This window comes from Actibacterium ureilyticum (assembly GCF_002285435.1).
Lineage (GTDB): Bacteria > Pseudomonadota > Alphaproteobacteria > Rhodobacterales > Rhodobacteraceae > Actibacterium_C > Actibacterium_C ureilyticum.
The window spans coordinates 526,925-547,638 of record NZ_NSBT01000026.1; the positions used below are offsets into that span (position 1 = coordinate 526,925).

Sequence of the window (20,714 nt, forward strand, 5' to 3'; positions counted from 1 at the left end):
CGCACCAATGCCAAGCCACAGGGGACAAAGGTCATGCTGTCACTGCGCAAGGGGCGTTACGATGCCCGCATCGCCGAAACCACGGCCGAGATTGAGGCCGCCCAGCGGCTGCGGGGCCTGTGTTTTCGCGGCTCGGACCAGCTGATCGACGCGGATGGGTTTGATGGTCTGTGCCGTCACATCCTGGTCGTGGAGACAAAGACCGGCAATCTGGTCTGTTGTTTCCGGCTTCTGCCGCTCCGCACCGGGGCCGAGATCGGCCAGAGCTATTCCGCGCAGTATTACGAGCTGTCGGGTTTGCAGGATTTCACCGGGCCGATGGTCGAAATGGGCCGGTTCTGTATCCATCCCGATTACCGCGATCCCGATATCCTGCGCGTGGCCTGGGGGGCGATGACGCAATATGTCGATGACGAGGGGGTCGAAATGCTGTTCGGCTGTTCGTCATTCCAGGGGACCGAGGCCGAGACCTATATGGACGCCTTCGCGCTGCTGAAGGAACGCCATCTTGCGCCCAAACGCTTCCTGCCGCGGGTCAAGGCGCCCAATGTGTTCCGCTTCGCCCAGAAGCTGCGCCGCCGGAAACCCGATGCCAAGCGCGCGCAGCTGGGGATGCCGCCCTTGCTCCGGACCTATCTGCTGATGGGCGGCTGGGTCAGCGACCATGCGGTGGTGGACCGTGATCTGAACACGCTGCATGTGTTCACGGGGCTGGAAATCAACGCGATTCCGCCCGCCCGCAAACGCCTGTTGCGCGCCACCGCCGGTTAACCGCCCGACCCCGAACCCATGGGCCGGTGTTTTCCGCTTGTCGTTCCGGTGGCAATCAGTATGTTATGATATAACATATCTGTAAAAGAGGTTCCCATGCCCAACGACACAAGGCTGCCCGTCACCGTTCTTTCCGGCTTTCTCGGCGCGGGCAAGACGACGCTGATGAACCATGTGCTGAACAATCGCGACGGTCTGCGGGTCGCGGTGATCGTCAACGACATGTCCGAGGTGAACATCGATTCCGACCTGATCGAGGCCGGCGTCGATCTGCGCCGGGGCGAAGAGAAGCTGGTCGAGATGACCAATGGCTGCATCTGCTGCACCCTGCGCGACGATCTGCTGCAAGAGGTCCGCCGCCTGGCCGAGGCGGGGCGCTTCGATTACCTGCTGATCGAATCGACCGGGATTGCCGAGCCGATGCCGGTGGCCGCCACCTTCGTCTTTCGCGATGAAAACGGCGACAGCCTGTCCGATCTGGCCCGCCTCGACACGATGGTGACGGTGGTCGATGCGGTCAACCTGCTGCATGATTTCGCCTCGCATGACGCGCTGGCGGACCGGGGCGAGACATTGGGCGAGGGGGACGAGCGCAATCTGGTCCATCTGCTGACCGACCAGATCGAATTCGCCGATGTGATCGTCCTGAACAAGATCGGCGCGGCGGGGCCCGACCGGCTGGATGCGGCGCGCAAGATCATCAAGTCGCTGAACCCCTCGGCCCGGCTGGTCGAGACCGACTTTTCCCGCGTCGGCAATGATCTGATTTTCGACACCGGGCTGTTCGATTTCGACAAGGCGCATGAACACCCGTTCTGGGCGCAGGAGCTTTACGGGTTCACCGACCATGTCCCCGAGACCGAGGAATACGGCATCTCGTCCTTCGTCTATCGCGCGCGGCGGCCGTTCGACCCCGGCGCGCTGCACGGGGTGCTGAACGGGCCGCTGCCGGGGGTGATCCGGGCCAAGGGGCATTTCTGGATTGCGACGCGGCCCAACTGGGTGGCCGAATTCAGCCTGGCGGGGGCGCTGTCATCGGTGGCGCCGCTGGGCGGCTGGTGGGCGGCGGTGCCGCGCGAACGCTGGCCCGCCGATCCCGAGATTGTCGCGCATATGAAACAGCACTGGGCCGAACCCTGGGGCGACCGCCGGCAGGAGCTGGTCTTCATTGGGGCGGGGATGGACCGTGCGGCGATCACCCGGGCGCTCGATGCCTGCCTGTTGCCCGCCGCCGGTTTCACGCCCGAGGCCTGGACCGATCTGGCCGACCCGTTTCCAAGCTGGCGCAACGGGGCCGCGGCATGAGCCGGCGCAACCTGCGCGCGGGCCTGCGGCGGCGGCGGGCGGCGCCCATCGCGCGCTATGACCGGCTGCCGCCCGACCTGCGCCGCTGGCTGCAACAGGCCGCCCTGCCATGGAGCGTGGCGCGCGTCGAGCGGCTGTGGGCGCGGGCGTTGCGCGACTGTGGCGGCGACGCGGGTCGGGCGCTGGAACGGCTGGATCGGGCGCAGGCCCGCGCGCTGCGGCGCGATGCGGCGGCGACCTGGGGCGCAGGCTATCCCGCGCCCCATTGACCTTGCCCGCGCCAACGGCTAGCCCGCGCGCATGGCCCGTACACCGCTTCTGCAACTGTCCGACATTTCCCTGACCTTCGGGGGCGATCCCGTTTTCGATGCGCTCGACCTGGTGGTGCAGCCCGGCGACCGGGTGGCGCTGGTGGGGCGCAACGGCTCGGGCAAATCCACGCTGATGAAGGTGATGGCGGGGCTCGTCGAGCCCGATCGCGGCGCGCGTGTGCTGTCGCCGGGTGTGCAGGTCGGCTATATGGATCAGCACCCGGATCTGAGCGGCTTTGCCACGCTGGGCGAGTTTGCCGCCAGCGGCCTGGCCGTGGGCGAGGAATATCGCGTGGCGATGGCGGCCGAGGGGCTGAAATTCAACCCCGACACGCCCGTCGGCGCGGCCTCGGGCGGGGAACGGCGGCGCGCGGCGCTGGCCAAGCTGATGGCCGAGGCGCCCGAGCTGATGCTGCTGGACGAGCCCACGAACCATCTGGATATCGAGGCCATCGCCTGGCTGGAACAGCAGCTTTCCGAAACCCGCTCGGGCTTTGTGCTGATCAGCCACGACCGCGCCTTTCTGCGCGCGCTGACCCGCGCCACCCTGTGGGTCGACCGCGGGCAGGTGCGGCGGCAGGATCGCGGCTTTGCCCATTTCGAGGAATGGCGCGACAAGGTCTGGGCGGACGAGGACATCGCCCGCCACAAGATGGACCGCAAGATCAAGGCCGAGGCGCGATGGGCCGTCGAAGGCATCAGCGCCCGGCGCAAGCGCAATCAGGGCCGGGTGCGCGCGTTGCAGGATCTGCGGGCCGAACGCGCGGGCATGATCCGCCGCCAGGGCGCCGCCGATATGGCGCTGGAATCGGGTCAGAAATCAGGCAAGCGGGTGATCGAAGCGCGCGGGATATCAAAAGCTTACGGCGACAAGTTGATCCTGAAGCCCTTTGACCTGCGCATCCTGCGCGGCGACCGGGTGGGTTTCGTCGGCCCCAATGGTGTGGGCAAGACCACGCTGCTGAAGATGCTGACCGGCGAGCTGGCCCCGGACACGGGCGAGGTGGTGCTGGGCACCAACCTGCAAATGGCGGTGTTCGATCAGAACCGCAGCGCGCTGAACCCCGATCAAAGCCTGTGGGAAAGCCTGACCGGCGATCCCGACATGGCGGTGTCGGGCAGGTCGGATCAGGTGATGGTACGCGGCGCGCCGCGCCATGTGGTGGGGTATCTGAAGGATTTCCTGTTCGACGAGGCACAGGCGCGCGCGCCTGTTCGGTCGCTGTCGGGTGGGGAAAAGGCGCGGCTGCTGCTGGCGCGCATCATGGCGCGGGAAAGCAACCTGTTGGTGCTGGACGAACCGACGAACGATCTGGATGTGGAAACGCTGGATCTGTTGCAGGACCTGCTGGGCGATTATGACGGCACCGTGCTGCTGGTCAGCCACGACCGCGATTTCCTAGACCGTGTCGTCAGCACGACGATCGCGATGGAGGGCGACGGCCGCGCCATCGTCTATGCCGGCGGCTGGAGCGACTATCAGGCGCAGCGGCAGGACATGACCGCGCCGCCGGTCAAGGACAAGCCCGACACCCCCCGCGACAAGCCCGCGCCCAAGGCGAAAGAAGCGGCATCGGGCCTCAGCTTTACCGAAAAGCACCGGCTCGACGCGCTGCCCGACGAGATCGCGCGGCTGGAGGCCGAAATCGCCAAGCTGGAAGAGTTCCTGTCCGCGCCCGACCTTTTCACGGCCGAGCCGGTGAAATTCCGCAAGGCGTCGGAAGGGTTGGCGCAGCGGCAACAGGCGCTGGCGGCGGCCGAAGAGGAATGGCTGGTGCTTGCCGAAAAGGCGGAACGCTGAATCCGTCGCGCCGGTTCCATCACAACACGGTGATTTGTACCCCGTAGGCGGGAAAATGCCGGTTTAAAAACAGCCCTTTAGCGCGTTCTTGCCGGTTTGTGCTGCGCCCCTTGTATGCGCCGCAGCAACTCCTAGCTGTGGTGCAGCGGCCGACAGAAATCCGGCCCAATTCGAGCAAGCCGGCGCAATGCCGGAAAAGGAGATCTCAATGAAAACGCTCACTTCCCTGATGGTTCTTGCAGCCTTCACCGCGCCTGCGGCCTTTGCCGGCAGCATCGATCCGGCGCCTGTCGAACCCACCGTCGCCCCCGCACCGGCCCCGGCCTTTGCCGGCCGTGACTGGACCGGCGGCTATGTCGGTGGCCAGCTGGGCTATGGCGATCTGAATACCAGCGGCGCGGCCGATGTCGATGGCGACGGCGCCATCGGCGGTCTGCACGCCGGTTACGATTTCGACTTTGGCAACTGGGTTCTGGGTGGCGCGCTCGACTATGATTCCGCCGATATCGACCTGAGCGACGATGCGGGCGATCTGAACGACGTGCTGCGCCTGAAGGTCCGGGGCGGTTACGATCTGGGCGACACGCTGGTCTATGGTACCACCGGTCTGGCCTGGGCCGATGCCGATCTGGGCGGCGACAGCTTCGACGACCAGGGCTATTTCGTCGGTGTGGGTGCCGAACGCTTCGTGACCGACAACGTGACCGTCGGCGGCGAGCTGCTGTACCACGAGTTCGACGATTTCGATGACACCGATGTCGACATCGAAGCCACGACGCTTCAGGCGCGCGTGTCCTGGCGGTTCTGATCCGCTGACCAATGCAGGGCGGGGGCATACCCCGCCCGCAACGCGCAAAGATTGGGCGGCGGGGTCAGAACGGCCACGCCGCCCGTTTTCGGTCTGGGCCGGGCGGGCCCATAGCCTGTGGGCGCGTAAGGCCACAGCGCATCGCCCCGCACCAACAGGCACGCATCCCCCATCCTGACAAACGCCCCATCGGGCAGGTCCGCGAAATCGCCCCGGTGCGGCCGCACAAGCCGCGATCCCGGGCCGATCCGGTGGCGGTGCAGTTCGGCATCCATCTCGGGGGCACGCGGCGTGCCGGGCCATGTGGCGCGATAGGCGTTGAAATCCGCCCGTCGGCATTCGGCACAGGGCCGGTGCCCGGCGGCCAGCGCCACGGCCTCGTCCAGGAAAAACAGCTCGGTATAGCGGTTGGGTTGCATGATCTGACGATGCCGCCCGCGAAAGCGCAGCACGCAGCAGATCCAGGCCTTGTGCCGCCAGCGCGCAGTGCCCAGCCGCCCCTGCGCATCGTGCAGGATGCCGCGATTGCCCATCAGCGTGCCGCGCGCGGGTGAGGCGATGAACGCGCCCTCGGGCGTGACGCGGTTCTGCCGCGCCATCAGCCCAGCAACGCGTCAACCGCCGCGCCGGGCATGCCCGCGCCCAGCGGGGTGAAATCGCCCGCGCCGAACATCGCCTGCGCGGCGTCATGGATCGCCTTGTGCGTGACCCGCGCCAGCGCGGAGCCGAGCGAGATGCGCGCCACCCCCGCCGTCGCGAAATTCGCCCTTGTGAACCCGGTATAGCGGCCCGCCGCCAACGCGTTCACCGGCTTGTCGGTCGCGGCGCAGATCCGGCGCAGGTCGTCGAAACTGACCGGCAGCGGCGCATAAAGGCAATCGGCCCCGGCCTGATCGAACGCCTGCAACCGGGCCAGCGCCTCGTCGATGTCATAGTGGCCATTCATGATCCCGTCGGCGCGCGCCACCAGCACGAAATCGCCGGGCAGGGCGCGGGCCGCTGCCGCCGCCGCCCGGATACGCGCGGTCGCCAGGGTCCGGTCATAGGGCGCGTCATTGGGCAGGGCCGTATCCTCGATCGAAATGCCCGCCAGACCGGCCTCGAATGACAGGCGGACGGTGTCGGCCACGGTCTCGGGCGCCTCGCCAAAGCCATTCTCGAAATCGCCGGACACCGGGACATTCACCGCGCTGACAAGGGTCTGGGCATGGGCCAGCGCCTCGTCCCGGGTGACATGGCCCATATCGGGGCGGCCCAGGGTAAAGGCATGCGCGGCGGACGAGGTGCCGATGGCCTGCGCGCCCATCGCGGCCAGCATCTTGGCCGATCCCGCATCCCAGGCATTGGCCAGGATGAACGGGTCGCCGGGGCGGTGCAGGGCGCGGAAATCTGCGCCGATATCGCAGTTCATGTCGGGGCCTCCTCTGTTGCGTAGTGTCGTTCCAGCTCGATCAGGCGCTGCTTGCGCCACAGCCCGCCGCCATAGCCGGTCAGCGATCCATCCGCCCCCAGCACACGGTGGCACGGCACCACCAGCGCCAGCACGTTGGCGCCATTTGCGCGCGCGACGGCGCGGGTGGCGCTGGGGCGGCCGATGGCGCGGGCCAGATCGCTGTAGCTGCGGGTTTGCCCGGCGGGGATCTGGCGCAGTTCGGTCCAGACCTGTCGGGTAAAGGCGCTGCCAGACAGCGCCACGGGCACGTCGAACCGCGCGCTGGTCCCGGCAAAGAAACGGTCCAGCTCGGCGCGCACCTGTTCGGTCGGCCCGCTGGCCCCGATGCCGATCCCGCCGGGGTTCTGCGTGGCGAGGCTCTTCAGCTCGGCGGGCAGCGCCTTGCGGTCGGCAAATTCCAACAGGTGGAGCGCGTGGGCATCGCTGACCGCCACCATCGGCCCCAAGGGCGTCGCGATCCAGTCGGCGCGCATCAGCGCCCCCGCGCGGAATGCCCCCGGGGCCTGACCCATCAGCCGGGCAAAGGCCGCGCGAAACGCACTGGGCGAGTCGAATTCGGCCATCATCTGCGCGTCGATCACCCGGCCGCCCTGGGCCAGCGTGGTAAACCCCTGCGCCAGCCGCCGCTGGCGGGCCATTTCCAGAAATGTCATGCCGAATTGCCGCCGGAACGCGCGGCGCGCGGTGGACGGGTCGATCCCCATCGCGCTGATATCCGCCTCGCGCCAGCGGCGGGCGGGGGCGTCGTCCAAAGCGTCCAGCAGCCGCGCAACTAACGGATCGGCCTCAGCCTGCGGGGTCAGCGGCGTGCAGCGTTTGCAGGGGCGAAAACCCGCGCCGAGACAGGCCGCGACAGAGTCGAAGAACCGGCAATTCTCGGGCCGGGGTTTGCGCGCGGGGCAGGTCAGGCGGCAAAAGATGCCGGTCGTGGTCACGCCCACATAGGCACGCCCGTCAAACCCCGCATCGCGGGCCAGAAGCGCCTGATAGAGCGTGTCGGAATCGGGCAGGCTGTCGAACATGACGCCAGCCTAGCCCAATCGCGACCGCGATGCCGCCGGATTTCGGGCGTCTATTTCCGGCGGGCCTGGGCAAAGCGGATGATGCGGGCCACCGCATCGGCCAGCACCGCGTCCTCCACTGTCAGGGCCACGCGGATATGGCCCGCCGCCGCGCGGCCAAAACTTTCGCCCGGCATGACGGCGATCTTTTCCTCGGCCAGCAGCGCCTCGGCAAAGGCATTGCCCGACAGGCCCGTGGCGCGGATATCCAGCACGACATACATCGCCCCCTGCGGCAGGACCGCGCGGGGGACGGTGTGATCGGCCAGCAGGCCCAGCACCAGATCCCGGCGGCGCCGGAAGGGGGCGGCGACGCGGGCCTCCAGATCGGACCGCAGCGCGTAAAGCCCCGCGTCCTGGATGAAGCCCGGTACGCCATAGGTGGTATGGGTCGACAGGTTCGACATCCGAGCGACCACATCCGCCGGCCCCACGACCCAGCCCAGACGCGAGCCCGTCATCGCGTGGCTTTTCGACAGCGAGCCGATGACCAGCGTGCGCTCGGCCATGCCGGGCAGGGTGCGCGGGCTGATATGGGTGCCGTCCCAGACCTGGGTGTCATAGACCTCGTCCGAGATCAGCCAAAGATCGCGCGCCTGCGCCACATCGGCGATGCCCTGCAGCGTGGCCGCGTCGTAAAGCACGCCGGTGGGGTTGTTGGGGCTGTTGATCAGAAGCGACACCGCGCCGGTTTCGCGCGCGGCGGCGTCAAGATCGGCGGGGCGGGGCAGAAAGCCCGCTTCGGCCCGCGCCGTCACGGGATGGGCCACCGCGCCCACGCCCCGGATCGTGCCGGGATAGGTCGCGTAATAGGGATCGATGTAAAGCGCGGTGTCGCCCGGATCGCAAACCGCCATATGCGCGGCGAAAAGCGCGCCCTGTCCACCGGCGGTCACCAGCACGTTTTCCGGCGCGGTGGCCAGCCCGGTGCGGGCGCTGACGCGGGCCGCGATCTGTTGGCGCAGTTCGGGCGTGCCGGGAATGGCGGCATAGCCGGTGTGCCCGGCCATCGCGGCGCGGTGCATCTCGGCCAGGATATCGTCATGGGTGCGCGCGTCGGGCTCGCCCACGGTCAGTTCGACGATCCGCTCGCCCGCATCGGCCATGGCGCGGGCGCGAAAATAAAGCCCCCAGCCGCCCGTGCCGTCCGGGGTCAGGTGCGTGATACGTTCCGAAAGCTGCATGATATCCCTCTGGTCCTTTGGTGTACCCTTCCCACGGGTCTGCGGGGGCGTCAATTCAAGCGATGTGATCGCGGCCATTCCGCCACGTGATGACCGGGCTTGGCGGGGCGCGCGCCGCGTGCTATAGCCCGGCACATGACCCGTGGCACCAACATCATCTGCTGCATTACCTGCTGACATCGTCAGGCGGGCCGGTCATCTGTTTCCAAACCTTGGTTAAGTTGCTAAAGCCCGCCCGCGAGGACGCGCGCGAAGGATAGACCCATGACCGAGATCAGGTTGCACAACACCAGGACCCGCAAGAAAGAGGTCTTTGCGCCCATCGACCCGGACAATGTGCGCATGTATGTCTGCGGGCCCACGGTTTACGACCGGGCGCATCTGGGCAATGCGCGGCCCGTGGTGGTGTTCGACGTGCTCTATCGTCTGCTGCGCCATGTCTATGGGCCCGAGCACGTGACCTATGTGCGCAATTTCACCGACGTGGACGACAAGATCAACGCGCGTGCGACTGAGAGCGGTCGCCCGATTGCCGAGATCACGGCCGAGACCACGCAATGGTTTCTGGATGACATGGCCGCACTTGGCGCGCTGGAGCCTGACGAGATGCCCCGCGCCACGCAATACATTCCCCAGATGGTGGCGATGATCGAAAAGCTGATCGCCGATGGCCACGCGTACGAGGCCGAGGGGCATGTGCTGTTCGCGGTCGACAGCTACAAGGATTACGGCGCTTTGTCGGGCCGGACGGTCGACGACATGATCGCCGGTGCCCGGGTCGAGGTCGCGCCCTATAAGCGCAACCCGATGGATTTCGTGCTGTGGAAACCGTCGACCGACGACCTGCCGGGCTGGGACAGTCCCTGGGGCCGGGGGCGGCCCGGCTGGCATATCGAATGCTCGGCCATGTCCTACGAACTGCTGGGCGCCAGTTTCGACATCCACGGCGGTGGCAACGACCTGATGTTCCCGCACCACGAGAACGAGATCGCCCAATCCTGCTGCGCCCACCCCGAGGGCGGCTTTGCCAATGTCTGGCTGCACAACGAGATGCTGCAGGTCGAGGGCAAGAAGATGTCCAAATCCCTGGGCAATTTCTTCACCGTGCATGACCTGTTGGAGCAGGGGGTTCCGGGCGAGGTGATCCGGTTCGTCTTCCTGTCGACCCATTACCGCAAGCCGATGGATTGGACAGAGAAGAAGCGGCAGGAAGCTGAGGCGACGCTGCGCAAGTGGCGCAGCATGACCGATGGTCTGTATGGCGGTGACGTCTCTGCCGGTGTTCTGTCCGCGCTGGCCGACGATCTCAACACGCCGGGCGCGGTCGCGGAGCTTCACCGGCTGGCGGCCGTGGGTGATAGGATAACGTTAAAAGCGTCTGCCGCGTTGCTGGGGCTGTTGACGGGCGAACTGGGCGGTTGGGAGATCGATCAAGGCCCGGAAATTGATGAGCAGAGCAAGAAACTAATTATAGATCGGTTGCTGAAAAGACGGGAAGCACGAATAAGCAAGGATTTCGCTTTGGCCGATGCAATTCGCGACGAATTGGAAGGGGTCGGGGTAAAAGTGCTCGATACCGCAGATCAGAACATCGCATGGGAATATTCCGACGATTTCGATCCCGCCAAACTGGAGGCCCTGAAATGACGCCTCTGGTTGAACATCTCGAAACACAGGGCGGCGCCCGGCCCGGCGGGGTGGGCGAGAAGCGCCCGCCCCGTGGGGGGCGGGACGGGCGCTGCCCGGCTCGCAAGCGATCCGGGCGGGGGCAAGCGGACAGGGGGCGCGCGGCATGACCAGGGAACGCCTCTATCTGTTCGACACCACCCTGCGCGACGGGCAGCAGACCCAAGGGGTGCAATTCTCGACCCCCGAAAAGCACCAGATCGCCCAAACGCTGGACCGGCTGGGCATTGACTATATCGAGGGCGGCTGGCCCGGCGCGAACCCCACCGACAGCGAGTTTTTCGAGCAGCCCCCCGAAACCCGCGCGACCTTTACCGCCTTTGGCATGACCAAGCGCGCCGGGCGCAGTGCGGATAACGACGAGGTGCTGGCCGCCGTCGTCAATGCCAACACCCCCGCCGTCTGTCTGGTGGGCAAGACCCATGATTTCCACGTGACCACGGCGCTGGGCATCACGCTGGACGAGAATCTGGAGAACATCCGCGCCTCGGTCGGGCATCTGGTGGCGCTGGGGCGCGAGGCGCTCTTCGATGCCGAGCATTTCTTCGACGGCTACAAGGCCAATCCCGATTATGCGCTGGCCTGCTGCCGCGCGGCATATGACGCCGGCGCGCGCTGGGTCGTGCTGTGCGACACCAATGGCGGCACCCTGCCGGCCGAGGTGCACGCGATCACCAAGGCGGTGATCGACGCAGGGATTCCGGGCGACCATCTGGGCATCCACACCCACAACGACACCGGCAATGCGGTGGCCAGTTCCCTGGCCGCGGTCGATGCGGGCGCGCGGCAGATTCAGGGCACCCTGAACGGGCTGGGCGAACGCTGCGGCAACGCCAATCTGGTCACGCTGATCCCCACGCTGCTGCTGAAGGAACCCTATGCCAGCCGCTATGAGACCGGCGTCACGCGGGACGCGCTGGCGGGGCTGACGCGGGCCTCGCGCATATTGGACGACATCCTGAACCGAGTGCCCACCAAAAGCGCGCCCTATGTCGGCGCCTCGGCCTTTGCGCACAAGGCGGGGCTGCATGCCAGCGCGATCCTGAAGGATCCCAGCACATACGAACATGTCGACCCGGCCGTCGTGGGCAATGCGCGCATCATCCCGATGTCGAACCAGGCGGGGCAGTCGAACCTGCGCAAACGCCTGGCCGAGGCCGGGTTGAGCGTGGCCAAGGACGACCCGGCGCTGGGCCTGATCCTGGATCGGATCAAGACGCGCGAGGCGGCGGGCTATTCCTATGACAGCGCGCAGGCCAGCTTCGAGCTGCTGGCGCGCGACGCGCTGGGCCAGTTGCCGCGTTTCTTCGAGGTCAAGCGCTATAAGGTGACGGTCGAGCGGCGCAAGAACAAGTACAACCAGATGGTCAGCCTGTCCGAGGCGGTCGTGGTGGTGAAGATCGACGGTGAAAAGAAGCTGAGCGTCAGCGAAAGCCTGGATGAAACCGGCAGCGACCGCGGCCCGGTAAACGCGCTGTCCAAGGCGCTGGCCAAGGATCTGGGCCCTTATCAGGACGTGATCGACGACATGAAACTGGTCGATTTCAAGGTCCGCATCACCAATGGCGGGACCGAGGCCGTGACCCGCGTCATCATCGACAGCGAGGATGGCGACGGCCACCGCTGGTCCACCGTGGGGGTCAGCGCCAACATAATCGACGCCTCGTTCGAGGCGCTTCTGGACGCGATCACCTGGAAACTGGTGCGCGACGGAAAGGGCTGAGCGGTGGATTGGGACGCGTTTTTCAAGCTGCACGCCGATCTGCCGCGCGAGGGGCCGGGCGCGCCGGATGACGTGGATTGGGCGCTGGGGCAGGCGGGCCTGACGGCGAGTGCGGTGATCTGCGATGCCGGGTCGGGGCCGGGCGGGGATGTGGCCGCCTTGTTGGCCCATGGGGCGCAGGTCGTGGCGGTCGACACGCACGCGCCTTTTATCGACACGCTGAACACACGCTTTGCCGATGATCCGCGCGTCACCGGCCTTGCGGGCGACATGGCCGCGCTGGCGGACCTGCCGCAGGCGCCGTTCGATGCGATCTGGTGCGCCGGGGCGCTCTATTTCTTCGGCGTGCAGGCGGGGTTGACCCTGTTTCGCCCCGCATTGAAACCGCGCGGGGTGGTGGCGTTTTCCTATCCCTGCTGGTTCGTCGATGCGCCGTCGCAAGCGGCACAGGATTTCTGGCAGGGGTTCGATGGCGTGCGGCCCCCCGACCAGATCCGCGCCGAAACACAGGCCGCCGGGTTTCAGCTTCTGGCCGACCGCCCCGTGGCAGATGCGGGCTGGGAGGCGTATTTCCAACCGCTGGAGGCGCGCATCGCGGCCCTGCGCCCCGATGCCGATGCGGCAATGAGCGCGGTTCTGGACGAGAACATGGCCGAGATCGACACCTGGCGGCAGGTGCGCGATCAGACCGGCTATCACCTTGTCGTGGCGCGGTTGGCATGAGCGTTCAGGCCTGCGCCGAGCTTGTCCACCGGGGCGATCCCGACCGTTTCCTGGCCACCATGGCCGCGCCGGTCGCGGCGCGCGCGGTGCTGTTTCCGCTTTACGCTTTCAACCTGGAAGTCGCGCGCGCGCCTTGGGTCGCGTCCGAGCCGATGATCGCCGAGATGCGCCTGCAATGGTGGCGCGACGCGCTGGACGAGATCGCGCAGGGCGGCCCGGTGCGCAAGCACGAGGTGACGACGCCACTGGCCGGGGTGCTGGATGCCGACGCCACCGCGCTGCTGGACGATCTGGTGCTGGCGCGGCGCTGGGATGTCTATCGCGACCCGTTCGCGGATGAGGGCGCATTCGACGCCTATATCGACGCGACGGCGGGGCATCTGACCTGGGTCGCGGCACGGGCCTTGGGGGCGGACCGGGGTGAGGATGTGGTGCGCGACGCCGCCTATGCCGCAGGCGTTGCGGGCTGGCTGCGGGCGATCCCCGAGCTTGAAGCGCGCGGTCGCCGCCCACTGGTCGATGGCCGTCCCGAGGCTGTGGCGGCGCTGGCGGAACGCGCGCTCACACGGCTGCAAAAGGCCCGCGCGGCTAAGCGGGACCTGCCACGCAGCGCGGCGCCGGCCTTGTTGCCCGGCTGGCAGGCGGACTGGATCCTGAAAGCAGCCGCCGCGCACCCGACCCGCGTGGCGGGCGGCGACCTGCACGCGCCGGAATACCGGCGGCGGGGCACGTTGTTGCTGCGTTCACTGCTGGGGCGCTGGTAGGCCTCAGGCCTCGTCCGGGCGCATGACCAGCCAGATCAGCGCGCCGCCCGCCAGCACCAGAAGCGGGATCATCGCCAGGTTGACGGCGGCCCAACCCTCTTGCGCGGTGCCGCCCGAGCAATTCATCAACCCACCCGACGACAGCGAGGCCAGCGTCACCCCGCCGAACACGATCAGGTCGTTGAGGCCCTGGATGCGGCCGCGTTCCTCGGGCGCGTGAGAGCTGGCCAGCATCGTGGTCGCGCCGATGAAGCCGAAATTCCAGCCGATGCCCAGCAGGACAAGGGCCACGAAGAAATGTTCCAGAGCGACCCCCGACAGGCCGACCAGCCCCGCACCAGCCAGAATCGCCAGCCCGATGCCCATGATGCGTTCGGTCCCGAACCGCGCGATCAGGTGGCCGGTGAAGAAGCTGGGCGCATACATGGCCAGCACATGGGCGGTGACCACATCGGCCGCGTCGCCCGTGTCGAAGCCGCAGCCCACCACCGCCAGCGGGGTCGAGGTCATCACAAGGTTCATCAGCGCATAGCTGACCAGCGCGCAGATGATCGCGACCGCAATGCGCGGGGTGCGCAAAAGCTCCAGCCGGGTGCGGCCCCGGGGGGCGTCCGCACTGGGCGCGGGGGGCGTGGGGATGTCCAGGAACAGGAACAGCACCATGCCCAGCAGGTTCAGCGCGATGACCGCAAGATAGGTGCCCAGGAACGGCACCACCATGGCCTGGCTTGTGGCCTTGACCAGCTGCGGGCCGATGATCGCGGCGGCCAGCCCGCCCGCCAGCACATAGGAGATCGCCTTGGGGCGGAACGCCTCGGACGCGGTATCGGCGGCGGCGAAGCGATAGAAGCCATGCGCCGACATGTAGATGCCGGTCAGGAACGAACCCGCCAGAAATACGTGGAAATTCGCCAGATAGAGCCCATAGGCCCCGATCACGGCGCCCAGCACACCGCCCGTCGCCCCGACGAAGAACCCCGCGCGGCGGCCGAACCGCTGCATCAGCGCGGCCATCGGCGTGGCCGACAGCATCGAGGCCAGCACGATCATCGAAATCGGCAGCGTGGCCCAGCAGGCATTGGCGGCCAGCGATTGCCCGGCCAGTCCGCCGATGGTGAAGATCATCGGCATCTGCGCACCCAGGACCGCCTGTGCCAGCACCAGCACGGTCACATTGCGGCGCGCGCGGCTGTCGGTTGCGGTTTCCTGAATATATGTCATGGGCCAGCGATAGCGCCGATGCCAGCCGGGGGAAAGCGCGAAATTGTACCAATCCTTTGCTCGTTTTCCGGGGTGACAGGGGATGCAGGGCGCGCTTTGGTGGCGGGGACGGGATCGCCTTCGGCGAGAGTATTTGGACCAAGAAGAAAGGCAGGCGCCATGGTGGGCCGGATCATCGAGACACCCGCTTGCGTGGCCGAGGGCGCGGCGTTCCTGGCGCGGGCCGAGCCGCGCTTCGCCCATGCGCTGGATCTGACCGGGCCGTTGCCGCTGAGACGGCGCAAGGACGGGTTTGCGGCGTTGCTGGATGCGATTGTCAGCCAGCAGGTTTCGGTGGCGGCGGCGGATGCGATCTGGGGCCGGTTGAAGGCCGCGCGCCTGACCGGGCCGCGCAAGGTGATGTGGGCGCGCGAGGAGGACCTGCGCGCCTGTGGGCTGAGCCGGCAGAAGATCCGCTATGCCAAGGCGCTGGCGGGGGCGGGGATCGACTATGCCGCGCTGCGCGGGGCGCCCACGGACGAGGTCATCGCGCAATTGGTCGAGGTGCCGGGGATCGGGCAGTGGACCGCCGAGATCTATGCCATGTTCAGCCTGGGCCGTGCGGACGTCTTTGCGCCCGGCGATCTGGCCTTGCAGGAGGCCGCGCGTATTCTGTTCGATCTGCCCGACCGGCCCAGCGAAAAGGCGCTGCGTGCGATGGCCGAGGGCTGGTCGCCCTGGTGGGGCGTTGCGGCGCGCGCGCTCTGGGCCTATTACCGGGTGGCCAAGGAACGGGAAGGGATCCGATGACGAGAGTTCTGAAATCTGAGCGGCGCGCCCCGGTATCGGGCCAGACCCGGTCGGTGGTGGTGTTTCTGCATGGTTATGGCGCCAATGCGGCGGATCTGATGGGGCTGGCCGACCCGCTGGCCGAACATCTGCCCGACACGTTGTTCGTGGCGCCCGACGCGCCGGAAACGGTGCCGGGCATGCCGTTCGGCTATCAGTGGTTCCCGATCCCCTGGATCGACGGCTCGTCCGAGGAAGAGGCCGAGGCAGGCCTGATCCGCGCGGCCGAGGATCTGAACGCTTACCTCGATGCGCTGATGGTGGACGAGGATGTGCTGCCCGAACAGGTCGCGTTGTTCGGCTTTTCGCAAGGCACGATGATGAGCCTGCACGTGGCGCCCCGGCGCGAGGATCCGCTGGCGGGGATGGTCTGTTTTTCCGGCCGGTTGCTGTCGCCCGAGTTGTTGGCCGACGAGACCGTGTCGCGGATGCCGGTGCTGCTGGTGCATGGCGATCAGGACGATGTGGTGCCGGTGCAATCGCTGCCGCAAGCGGCCGAGGCGTTGCAGGAGGCGGGCTTCAAGGAGGTTTTCGCCCATATCATGGAGGGCACCGCGCATGGCATCGCCCCCGACGGGCTGGGCGTGGCGTTGGCATTTCTGCGCGACAAGCTGGGGTTCTGACATGGGCTGGGTCGTGCGCCCGATGACAGGCGAAGACGTGCCTGCCGCGCGCGCGATCATGAACGACATCATCGCGGCGGGGGGCACCACGGCCTATGAACTGCCCTTTGACGATGCGGGCTTTGCGGCGGAACATCTGGGCGACACGATGGTTGCCTGTCACGTGGTGGTGGATGACGCGGGCCAGGTCGCGGGGTTCCAGTGGCTGGGCCGTCATCCGGGCATGGCCGCCGAAGGTGCCGTGATCTCGAGCTTTACCCGGCGCGATCCGCCCGCGCGGGGTGCGGGGCGCGCGCTTTTCCAGGCGACCGAGGCGGCGGCGCGCGCCGCTGGCGTGGCCTGGATTCAGGCCAGGATCCGTGCCGATAACGCGCCTGGGCTGGGCTATTACAGCGCGATGGGGTTTCGGGATCATGACGTGACCCCAGGCGTCCCGCTGCGGGATGGCACGCCGGTGGACCGGGTCTGCAAGATGTTCACATTGTGATCAAAAAACAGGCCTGTGGATAACCGTCACACAGGCTTTACGGAATCGCGCTAGGCCTTGCGGCAAATATACCGGATGTGTGGGGTTGTCAGACGACCGACGCCATATATAGTTATCGGTATGCTGGGGCGGGTCGTCCCGCCCTGGTGTCATAAAACGGGCAGTCAGGGCGAAGGCGGAGTCACTCAAGATGGACGGCGATTTCAGGACAAGTTTCGTGCGGGAACCGGGCGGGTTGAAACATCACCCGGCGCTGGTGCTGAATGCGGATTACCGCCCCTTATCCTATTACCCCCTGTCGCTCTGGCCCTGGCAGGAGGCGGTCAAGGCGGCCTGGCTGGACAGGGTGGATATCGTCGCCGAATACGATCAGGTGGTCCGAAGTCCGACGACCGAAATCCGCATCCCCTCGGTCGTTGTCCTGAAAGAATATGTCAAACCTCAAAAGCGCGTGGCCTTCACGCGCTTTAATTTGTTCTTGCGGGATGAATTTTCCTGTCAGTATTGCGGGGCCAAGGGCGATCTGACCTTTGACCATGTGGTGCCGCGCGCGCGGGGCGGCGTGACCAGCTGGGAAAACGTGGTCGCGGCCTGTTCGCGCTGCAACCTGAAGAAAGGGTCGAAAAGCCTGCGGCAGGTGGGCATGGCCCTGCGCAAGCCGCCGCGCCAGCCCGGCGCCGAGCAGCTGCGCAATATGGGGCGGAAATTCCCGCCCAACTATCTGCACGACAGCTGGGTCGATTTCCTGTACTGGGACGCCGAGCTGGATGCCTGAGGCGACACGCGCATGAGCGACCCGTTCTTCACCCCCGTTTCCGGGTTCGAGTTGCCGCGTTTTGCCGGTGTGCCGACCTTCATGCGGTTGCCGCATGTGCCGCTGGATCATCCGCGTATCGGCGATGTGGATATCGGCCTGATCGGTGTGCCCTGGGACAGCGGCACCACCAACCGGCCCGGCCCGCGCCATGGGCCGCGACAGCTGCGGGACATGTCGACGATGATCCGCGCGGGCAACGGCGCGACCGGCGTGCGCCCGTTCGAGGCGCTGAACTGTGCCGATCTGGGCGATGTGGGGCCAAACCCGGCCGACATTCAGGACAGTCTGGCGCGGATCACGGAATTCTATGCGAAAGTGAAACAATCGGGCATCCGCCCCCTGACAGCGGGCGGCGACCACCTGACCAGCCTGCCGGTGCTGCGGGCGCTGGCGGCGGACGGGCCGGTGGGCATGGTGCATTTCGACAGCCATACCGACCTGTTCCATTCCTATTTCAACGGCCAGATGTACACTCACGGCACGCCCTTCCGCCGCGCGGTCGAAGAGGGGCTGCTGGACCCCGCCCGCGTGGTGCAGATCGGCATTCGCGGCACGGTCTATGATTTCGAGGACCGCGATTTCGCCCGCGACGTGGGCATCCGCGTGATCCCGATCGAGGAATTCTTCGACCGTGGCATCGCCCATGTGATGGCCGAGGCGCGCGAGATCGCGGGGCAGGGGGCGACCTATGTCTCCTATGACATCGATTTCGTCGACCCGGCCTTTGCGCCGGGCACCGGCACGCCCGAGGTCGGCGGCCCGAACGCGTTCCAGGCGTTGCAGGTCGTGCGCGAACTGGCCGGGCTGAACATCATCGGCGCCGATCTGGTCGAGGTCTCGCCGCCCTTCGACGCGTCGGGCAACACCGCGTTTCTGGGGGTGTCGATCCTGTTCGAGCTGTTATGCGTGATGGCCGCGGGCTGAGCTTTTTGTTGTTGCCGGGCCTGCCCGTGCTAGACTGGCCGGGAAAAGCCGGGTAAGAAGCGCCCGTTAGCGCTAACAGAACCCTCCGGAGAGGCTCATGGTTTCACGCGTCATACCGGTTGATCCGTTCGATCTGGTGATTTTCGGCGGCACGGGCGATCTGGCCCGCCGCAAGATCCTGCCCGGGCTTTATCGGCGGTTCCTGTCAGGACAGATGCCGGACGAGGCCCGCATCATCGCCGCCGCCCGGTCCGAACATGACGATCAGGAGTTTCGCGATTTCGTGCGCGCCGCGATCGATGAATTCGGATCGCCCGAAATCCAGATCCCCGATCAGATCGACGCGTTTCTGGACCGGCTCAGCTATGTGACCGTCGATGCGCGCGGCGATCAGGGCTGGCCGGAACTGGCCAAGAAGCTGCGCAAAAAGGTCGTGCATGCGTTCTATTTCTCGGTCGGGCCGGGGCTTTTCGGCGATCTGGCCGACCGGCTGCACCATTACGGCATGGCCGATGCCGATGCGCGGATCGTGGTGGAAAAACCCTTTGGCCATGACCTGGCCTCGGCCCGCGAGTTGAACGAGACCCTGGCCCGCCATTTCGACGAGGGGCAGATCTATCGCATCGACCATTACCTGGGCAAGGAAACGGTCCAGAACCTGATGGCGGTGCGCTTCGGCAATATCCTGTTCGAACCGCTGTGGAACGCCCAGTATATCGACCACATCCAGATCACCGTGGCCGAGACCGTGGGCGTGGGCGGGCGCGGGGCCTATTACGACAAATCGGGTGCCATGCGGGACATGGTGCAAAACCACCTGATGCAGCTTCTGTGCCTGATCGCGATGGAACCGCCCAGCCATTTCGACCCCGACGCGGTGCGCGACGAAAAGCTGAAGGTGATCCGCGCGCTGGACCCGGTGGAACCGGCCGAGATCGTGCGCGGCCAATATGGTGCGGACGAGGATCACGCCGACTACCTGGCCGATGTCGAAGACCGCAGCAGCCGCACCGAAAGCTTCATCGCGCTCAAGGTGCATCTGTCGAACTGGCGCTGGAAGGGCACGCCGTTTTATCTGCGCACGGGCAAACGCCTGCGGGCGCGCACATCCGAGATCGCGGTGGTGTTCAAGGACCCGCCGCATTCCATCTTCGGCCCGCAGGAAGGACGGCGCGGCAATGTGCTGGTCATCCGCCTGCAACCGAACGAAGGCATCAACCTGCGCGTCACGATCAAGGAACCTGGCCCGGGCGGCATGCGCCTGGTCGAGGTGCCGCTGGACATGTCCTTCAAAGAGGCGCTGGGACCGGATGCCGAAGATATCCCCGACGCTTACGAACGGCTGATCATGGACGTGATCCGGGGCAACCAGACCCTTTTCATGCGCGGGGACGAGGTCGAGGCCGCCTGGGCCTGGACCGACCCGGTCATCCACGGCTGGGAGGAACGCGGCGACATCCCGCGCGGCTATGATCCCGGCAGCTCCGGCCCCGAGGATGCGCTGATGCTGATGCATCGCGACGGCCGCCGCTGGCGCGAGGTCAAGGCATGAACCTGACCGAATATCCCGACCGCGAGGCGATGATGATCGACCTGGCCGGCATCATCGCGGGCGAGCTGACGGCGGTTCTGCGCCATCAGGACCGGGCGACGCTGGCGGTGCCCGGCGGCACCACACCAGGGCCGATCTTCGACGCGCTTTGCGCCGTCGACCTGCATTGGGACCGGGTCGATGTGATGCTGACCGATGAACGCTGGGTGCCCGAAAGCTCGGACCGGTCGAACACCCGGCTCTTGCGCGAACGCCTGCTGACCGACCGCGCGGCGGCGGCGCATCTGATCCCGCTTTATGCTGATGCGCCCACGCCCGAAGACGCGCTTCCCGCGCTGGCCGATGCCATCGCGCCGGCCTTGCCCATCGACGTGCTGCTTCTGGGGATGGGGGCGGATATGCACACCGCCTCGCTCTTTCCCGGCGCGGATCGTCTGGCCGAGGCGCTGGCGTCCGATGCGCCGATCCTGATGGCGATGCGCGCCCCCGGCGCGCCCGAACCGCGCGTCACCCTGACCGCGCCGGTGCTGGGCGGCGCCGTTTCGACCCATATCGTGATCACCGGGGCCGACAAGCGCGCGGCGCTGGACCGCGCACGCGCTGTCGCCGATCCTTCACAGGCGCCCATTATGACCGTATTGAATGCCGCGACCGTACATTGGGCAGAATGAA

21 protein-coding genes are annotated in these 20,714 nt (G+C 66.7%); 16 read left to right on the plus strand and 5 right to left on the minus strand.

Annotation, left to right across the window (positions count from 1 at the left end; genetic code table 11):
• Positions 1 to 33: 33 nt before the first annotated feature.
• The 5 genes from CLM60_RS11255 to CLM60_RS11275 all read left to right on the plus strand — a co-directional run bounded on the left by CLM60_RS11255 (position 34) and on the right by CLM60_RS11275 (position 4,996).
• A complete protein-coding gene (locus CLM60_RS11255; RefSeq protein WP_095589223.1) occupies positions 34 to 771 on the plus strand; it encodes a GNAT family N-acetyltransferase in 738 nt (245 codons plus the stop codon).
• A 96-nt stretch (positions 772 to 867) separates the two neighbouring features.
• A complete protein-coding gene (locus CLM60_RS11260) occupies positions 868 to 2,076 on the plus strand; it encodes a GTP-binding protein (protein ID WP_095589224.1) in 1,209 nt (402 codons plus the stop codon).
• Positions 2,073 to 2,345, plus strand: coding sequence for a DUF6525 family protein (locus CLM60_RS11265; protein WP_095589225.1), 273 nt, complete (start codon positions 2,073 to 2,075; stop codon positions 2,343 to 2,345). The genes CLM60_RS11260 and CLM60_RS11265 overlap by 4 nt, the downstream gene beginning before the upstream one ends.
• A gap of 31 nt (positions 2,346 to 2,376) precedes the next feature.
• On the plus strand, positions 2,377 to 4,188 hold the full coding sequence (locus CLM60_RS11270) for an ABC-F family ATP-binding cassette domain-containing protein (RefSeq protein WP_095589226.1): 1,812 nt from the start codon (positions 2,377 to 2,379) through the stop codon (positions 4,186 to 4,188).
• 208 nt (positions 4,189 to 4,396) lie between these two features.
• Positions 4,397 to 4,996 (plus strand): outer membrane protein, encoded by a 600-nt coding sequence (locus CLM60_RS11275; RefSeq protein ID WP_095589227.1) that lies wholly within the window; start codon positions 4,397 to 4,399, stop codon positions 4,994 to 4,996.
• Here the strand turns inward: CLM60_RS11275 and CLM60_RS11280 are convergent.
• Genes CLM60_RS11280 through CLM60_RS11295 form a run of 4 tightly spaced genes read right to left on the minus strand, consistent with a single transcriptional unit; the run spans position 4,969 to position 8,694 of the window.
• A complete protein-coding gene (locus CLM60_RS11280; protein ID WP_095589228.1) occupies positions 4,969 to 5,595 on the minus strand; it encodes a hypothetical protein in 627 nt (208 codons plus the stop codon). The genes CLM60_RS11275 and CLM60_RS11280 overlap by 28 nt on opposite strands.
• Positions 5,595 to 6,407 carry an isocitrate lyase/PEP mutase family protein gene (locus CLM60_RS11285; RefSeq protein WP_095589229.1) on the minus strand — a complete coding sequence of 271 codons (813 nt, stop codon included), beginning with the start codon at positions 6,405 to 6,407 and terminating at the stop codon, positions 5,595 to 5,597. The genes CLM60_RS11280 and CLM60_RS11285 overlap by 1 nt, the downstream gene beginning before the upstream one ends.
• Complete coding sequence (locus tag CLM60_RS11290; protein WP_095589230.1) at positions 6,404 to 7,471, minus strand: bifunctional transcriptional activator/DNA repair enzyme AdaA; 1,068 nt, start codon at positions 7,469 to 7,471, stop codon at positions 6,404 to 6,406. The genes CLM60_RS11285 and CLM60_RS11290 overlap by 4 nt, the downstream gene beginning before the upstream one ends.
• 50 nt (positions 7,472 to 7,521) lie before the next feature.
• On the minus strand, positions 7,522 to 8,694 hold the full coding sequence (locus CLM60_RS11295; RefSeq protein ID WP_095589231.1) for a pyridoxal phosphate-dependent aminotransferase: 1,173 nt from the start codon (positions 8,692 to 8,694) through the stop codon (positions 7,522 to 7,524).
• A 264-nt stretch (positions 8,695 to 8,958) separates the two neighbouring features.
• Here CLM60_RS11295 and cysS point away from each other — a divergent pair, with 264 nt between their 5' ends.
• From cysS to CLM60_RS11315, 4 genes are all read left to right on the plus strand, one after another.
• The gene (gene cysS / locus CLM60_RS11300) at positions 8,959 to 10,341 is read left to right on the plus strand and encodes a cysteine--tRNA ligase (protein WP_095589232.1); all 1,383 of its coding nucleotides are present in this window, start codon (positions 8,959 to 8,961) and stop codon (positions 10,339 to 10,341) included.
• A gap of 145 nt (positions 10,342 to 10,486) precedes the next feature.
• Positions 10,487 to 12,103 (plus strand): citramalate synthase, encoded by a 1,617-nt coding sequence (gene cimA / locus CLM60_RS11305; RefSeq protein WP_095589233.1) that lies wholly within the window; start codon positions 10,487 to 10,489, stop codon positions 12,101 to 12,103.
• A 3-nt stretch (positions 12,104 to 12,106) separates the two neighbouring features.
• A complete protein-coding gene (locus tag CLM60_RS11310; RefSeq protein ID WP_095589234.1) occupies positions 12,107 to 12,826 on the plus strand; it encodes a class I SAM-dependent methyltransferase in 720 nt (239 codons plus the stop codon).
• Positions 12,823 to 13,590 (plus strand): phytoene/squalene synthase family protein, encoded by a 768-nt coding sequence (locus CLM60_RS11315; RefSeq protein WP_095589235.1) that lies wholly within the window; start codon positions 12,823 to 12,825, stop codon positions 13,588 to 13,590. The genes CLM60_RS11310 and CLM60_RS11315 overlap by 4 nt, the downstream gene beginning before the upstream one ends.
• Positions 13,591 to 13,593: 3 nt before the next feature.
• On the opposite strand, the gene CLM60_RS11320 is transcribed toward CLM60_RS11315, so the two are convergent.
• The gene (locus CLM60_RS11320) at positions 13,594 to 14,811 is read right to left on the minus strand and encodes an MFS transporter (RefSeq protein WP_095589236.1); all 1,218 of its coding nucleotides are present in this window, start codon (positions 14,809 to 14,811) and stop codon (positions 13,594 to 13,596) included.
• A 159-nt stretch (positions 14,812 to 14,970) separates the two neighbouring features.
• Between CLM60_RS11320 and CLM60_RS11325 the strand changes: the two genes are divergently transcribed.
• The 7 genes from CLM60_RS11325 to pgl all read left to right on the plus strand — a co-directional run bounded on the left by CLM60_RS11325 (position 14,971) and on the right by pgl (position 20,713).
• Complete coding sequence (locus CLM60_RS11325; protein WP_095589237.1) at positions 14,971 to 15,600, plus strand: DNA-3-methyladenine glycosylase family protein; 630 nt, start codon at positions 14,971 to 14,973, stop codon at positions 15,598 to 15,600.
• Positions 15,597 to 16,262, plus strand: coding sequence for an alpha/beta hydrolase (locus tag CLM60_RS11330; RefSeq protein ID WP_095589238.1), 666 nt, complete (start codon positions 15,597 to 15,599; stop codon positions 16,260 to 16,262). The genes CLM60_RS11325 and CLM60_RS11330 overlap by 4 nt, the downstream gene beginning before the upstream one ends.
• 1 nt (position 16,263) lies before the next feature.
• On the plus strand, positions 16,264 to 16,749 hold the full coding sequence (locus CLM60_RS11335) for a GNAT family N-acetyltransferase (protein ID WP_095589239.1): 486 nt from the start codon (positions 16,264 to 16,266) through the stop codon (positions 16,747 to 16,749).
• A gap of 190 nt (positions 16,750 to 16,939) precedes the next feature.
• Entirely contained in the window at positions 16,940 to 17,524 is a 585-nt protein-coding gene (locus tag CLM60_RS11340) for an HNH endonuclease (protein WP_095589240.1), read from the plus strand.
• 12 nt (positions 17,525 to 17,536) lie between these two features.
• Positions 17,537 to 18,490 carry an agmatinase gene (locus tag CLM60_RS11345; RefSeq protein ID WP_095589241.1) on the plus strand — a complete coding sequence of 318 codons (954 nt, stop codon included), beginning with the start codon at positions 17,537 to 17,539 and terminating at the stop codon, positions 18,488 to 18,490.
• Positions 18,491 to 18,587: 97 nt separating this feature from the next.
• Positions 18,588 to 20,042 (plus strand): glucose-6-phosphate dehydrogenase, encoded by a 1,455-nt coding sequence (gene zwf / locus CLM60_RS11350; protein WP_095589242.1) that lies wholly within the window; start codon positions 18,588 to 18,590, stop codon positions 20,040 to 20,042.
• Complete coding sequence (gene pgl / locus CLM60_RS11355) at positions 20,039 to 20,713, plus strand: 6-phosphogluconolactonase (protein ID WP_095589243.1); 675 nt, start codon at positions 20,039 to 20,041, stop codon at positions 20,711 to 20,713. The genes zwf and pgl overlap by 4 nt, the downstream gene beginning before the upstream one ends.
• The last annotated feature ends 1 nt before the right edge of the window (position 20,714 follow it).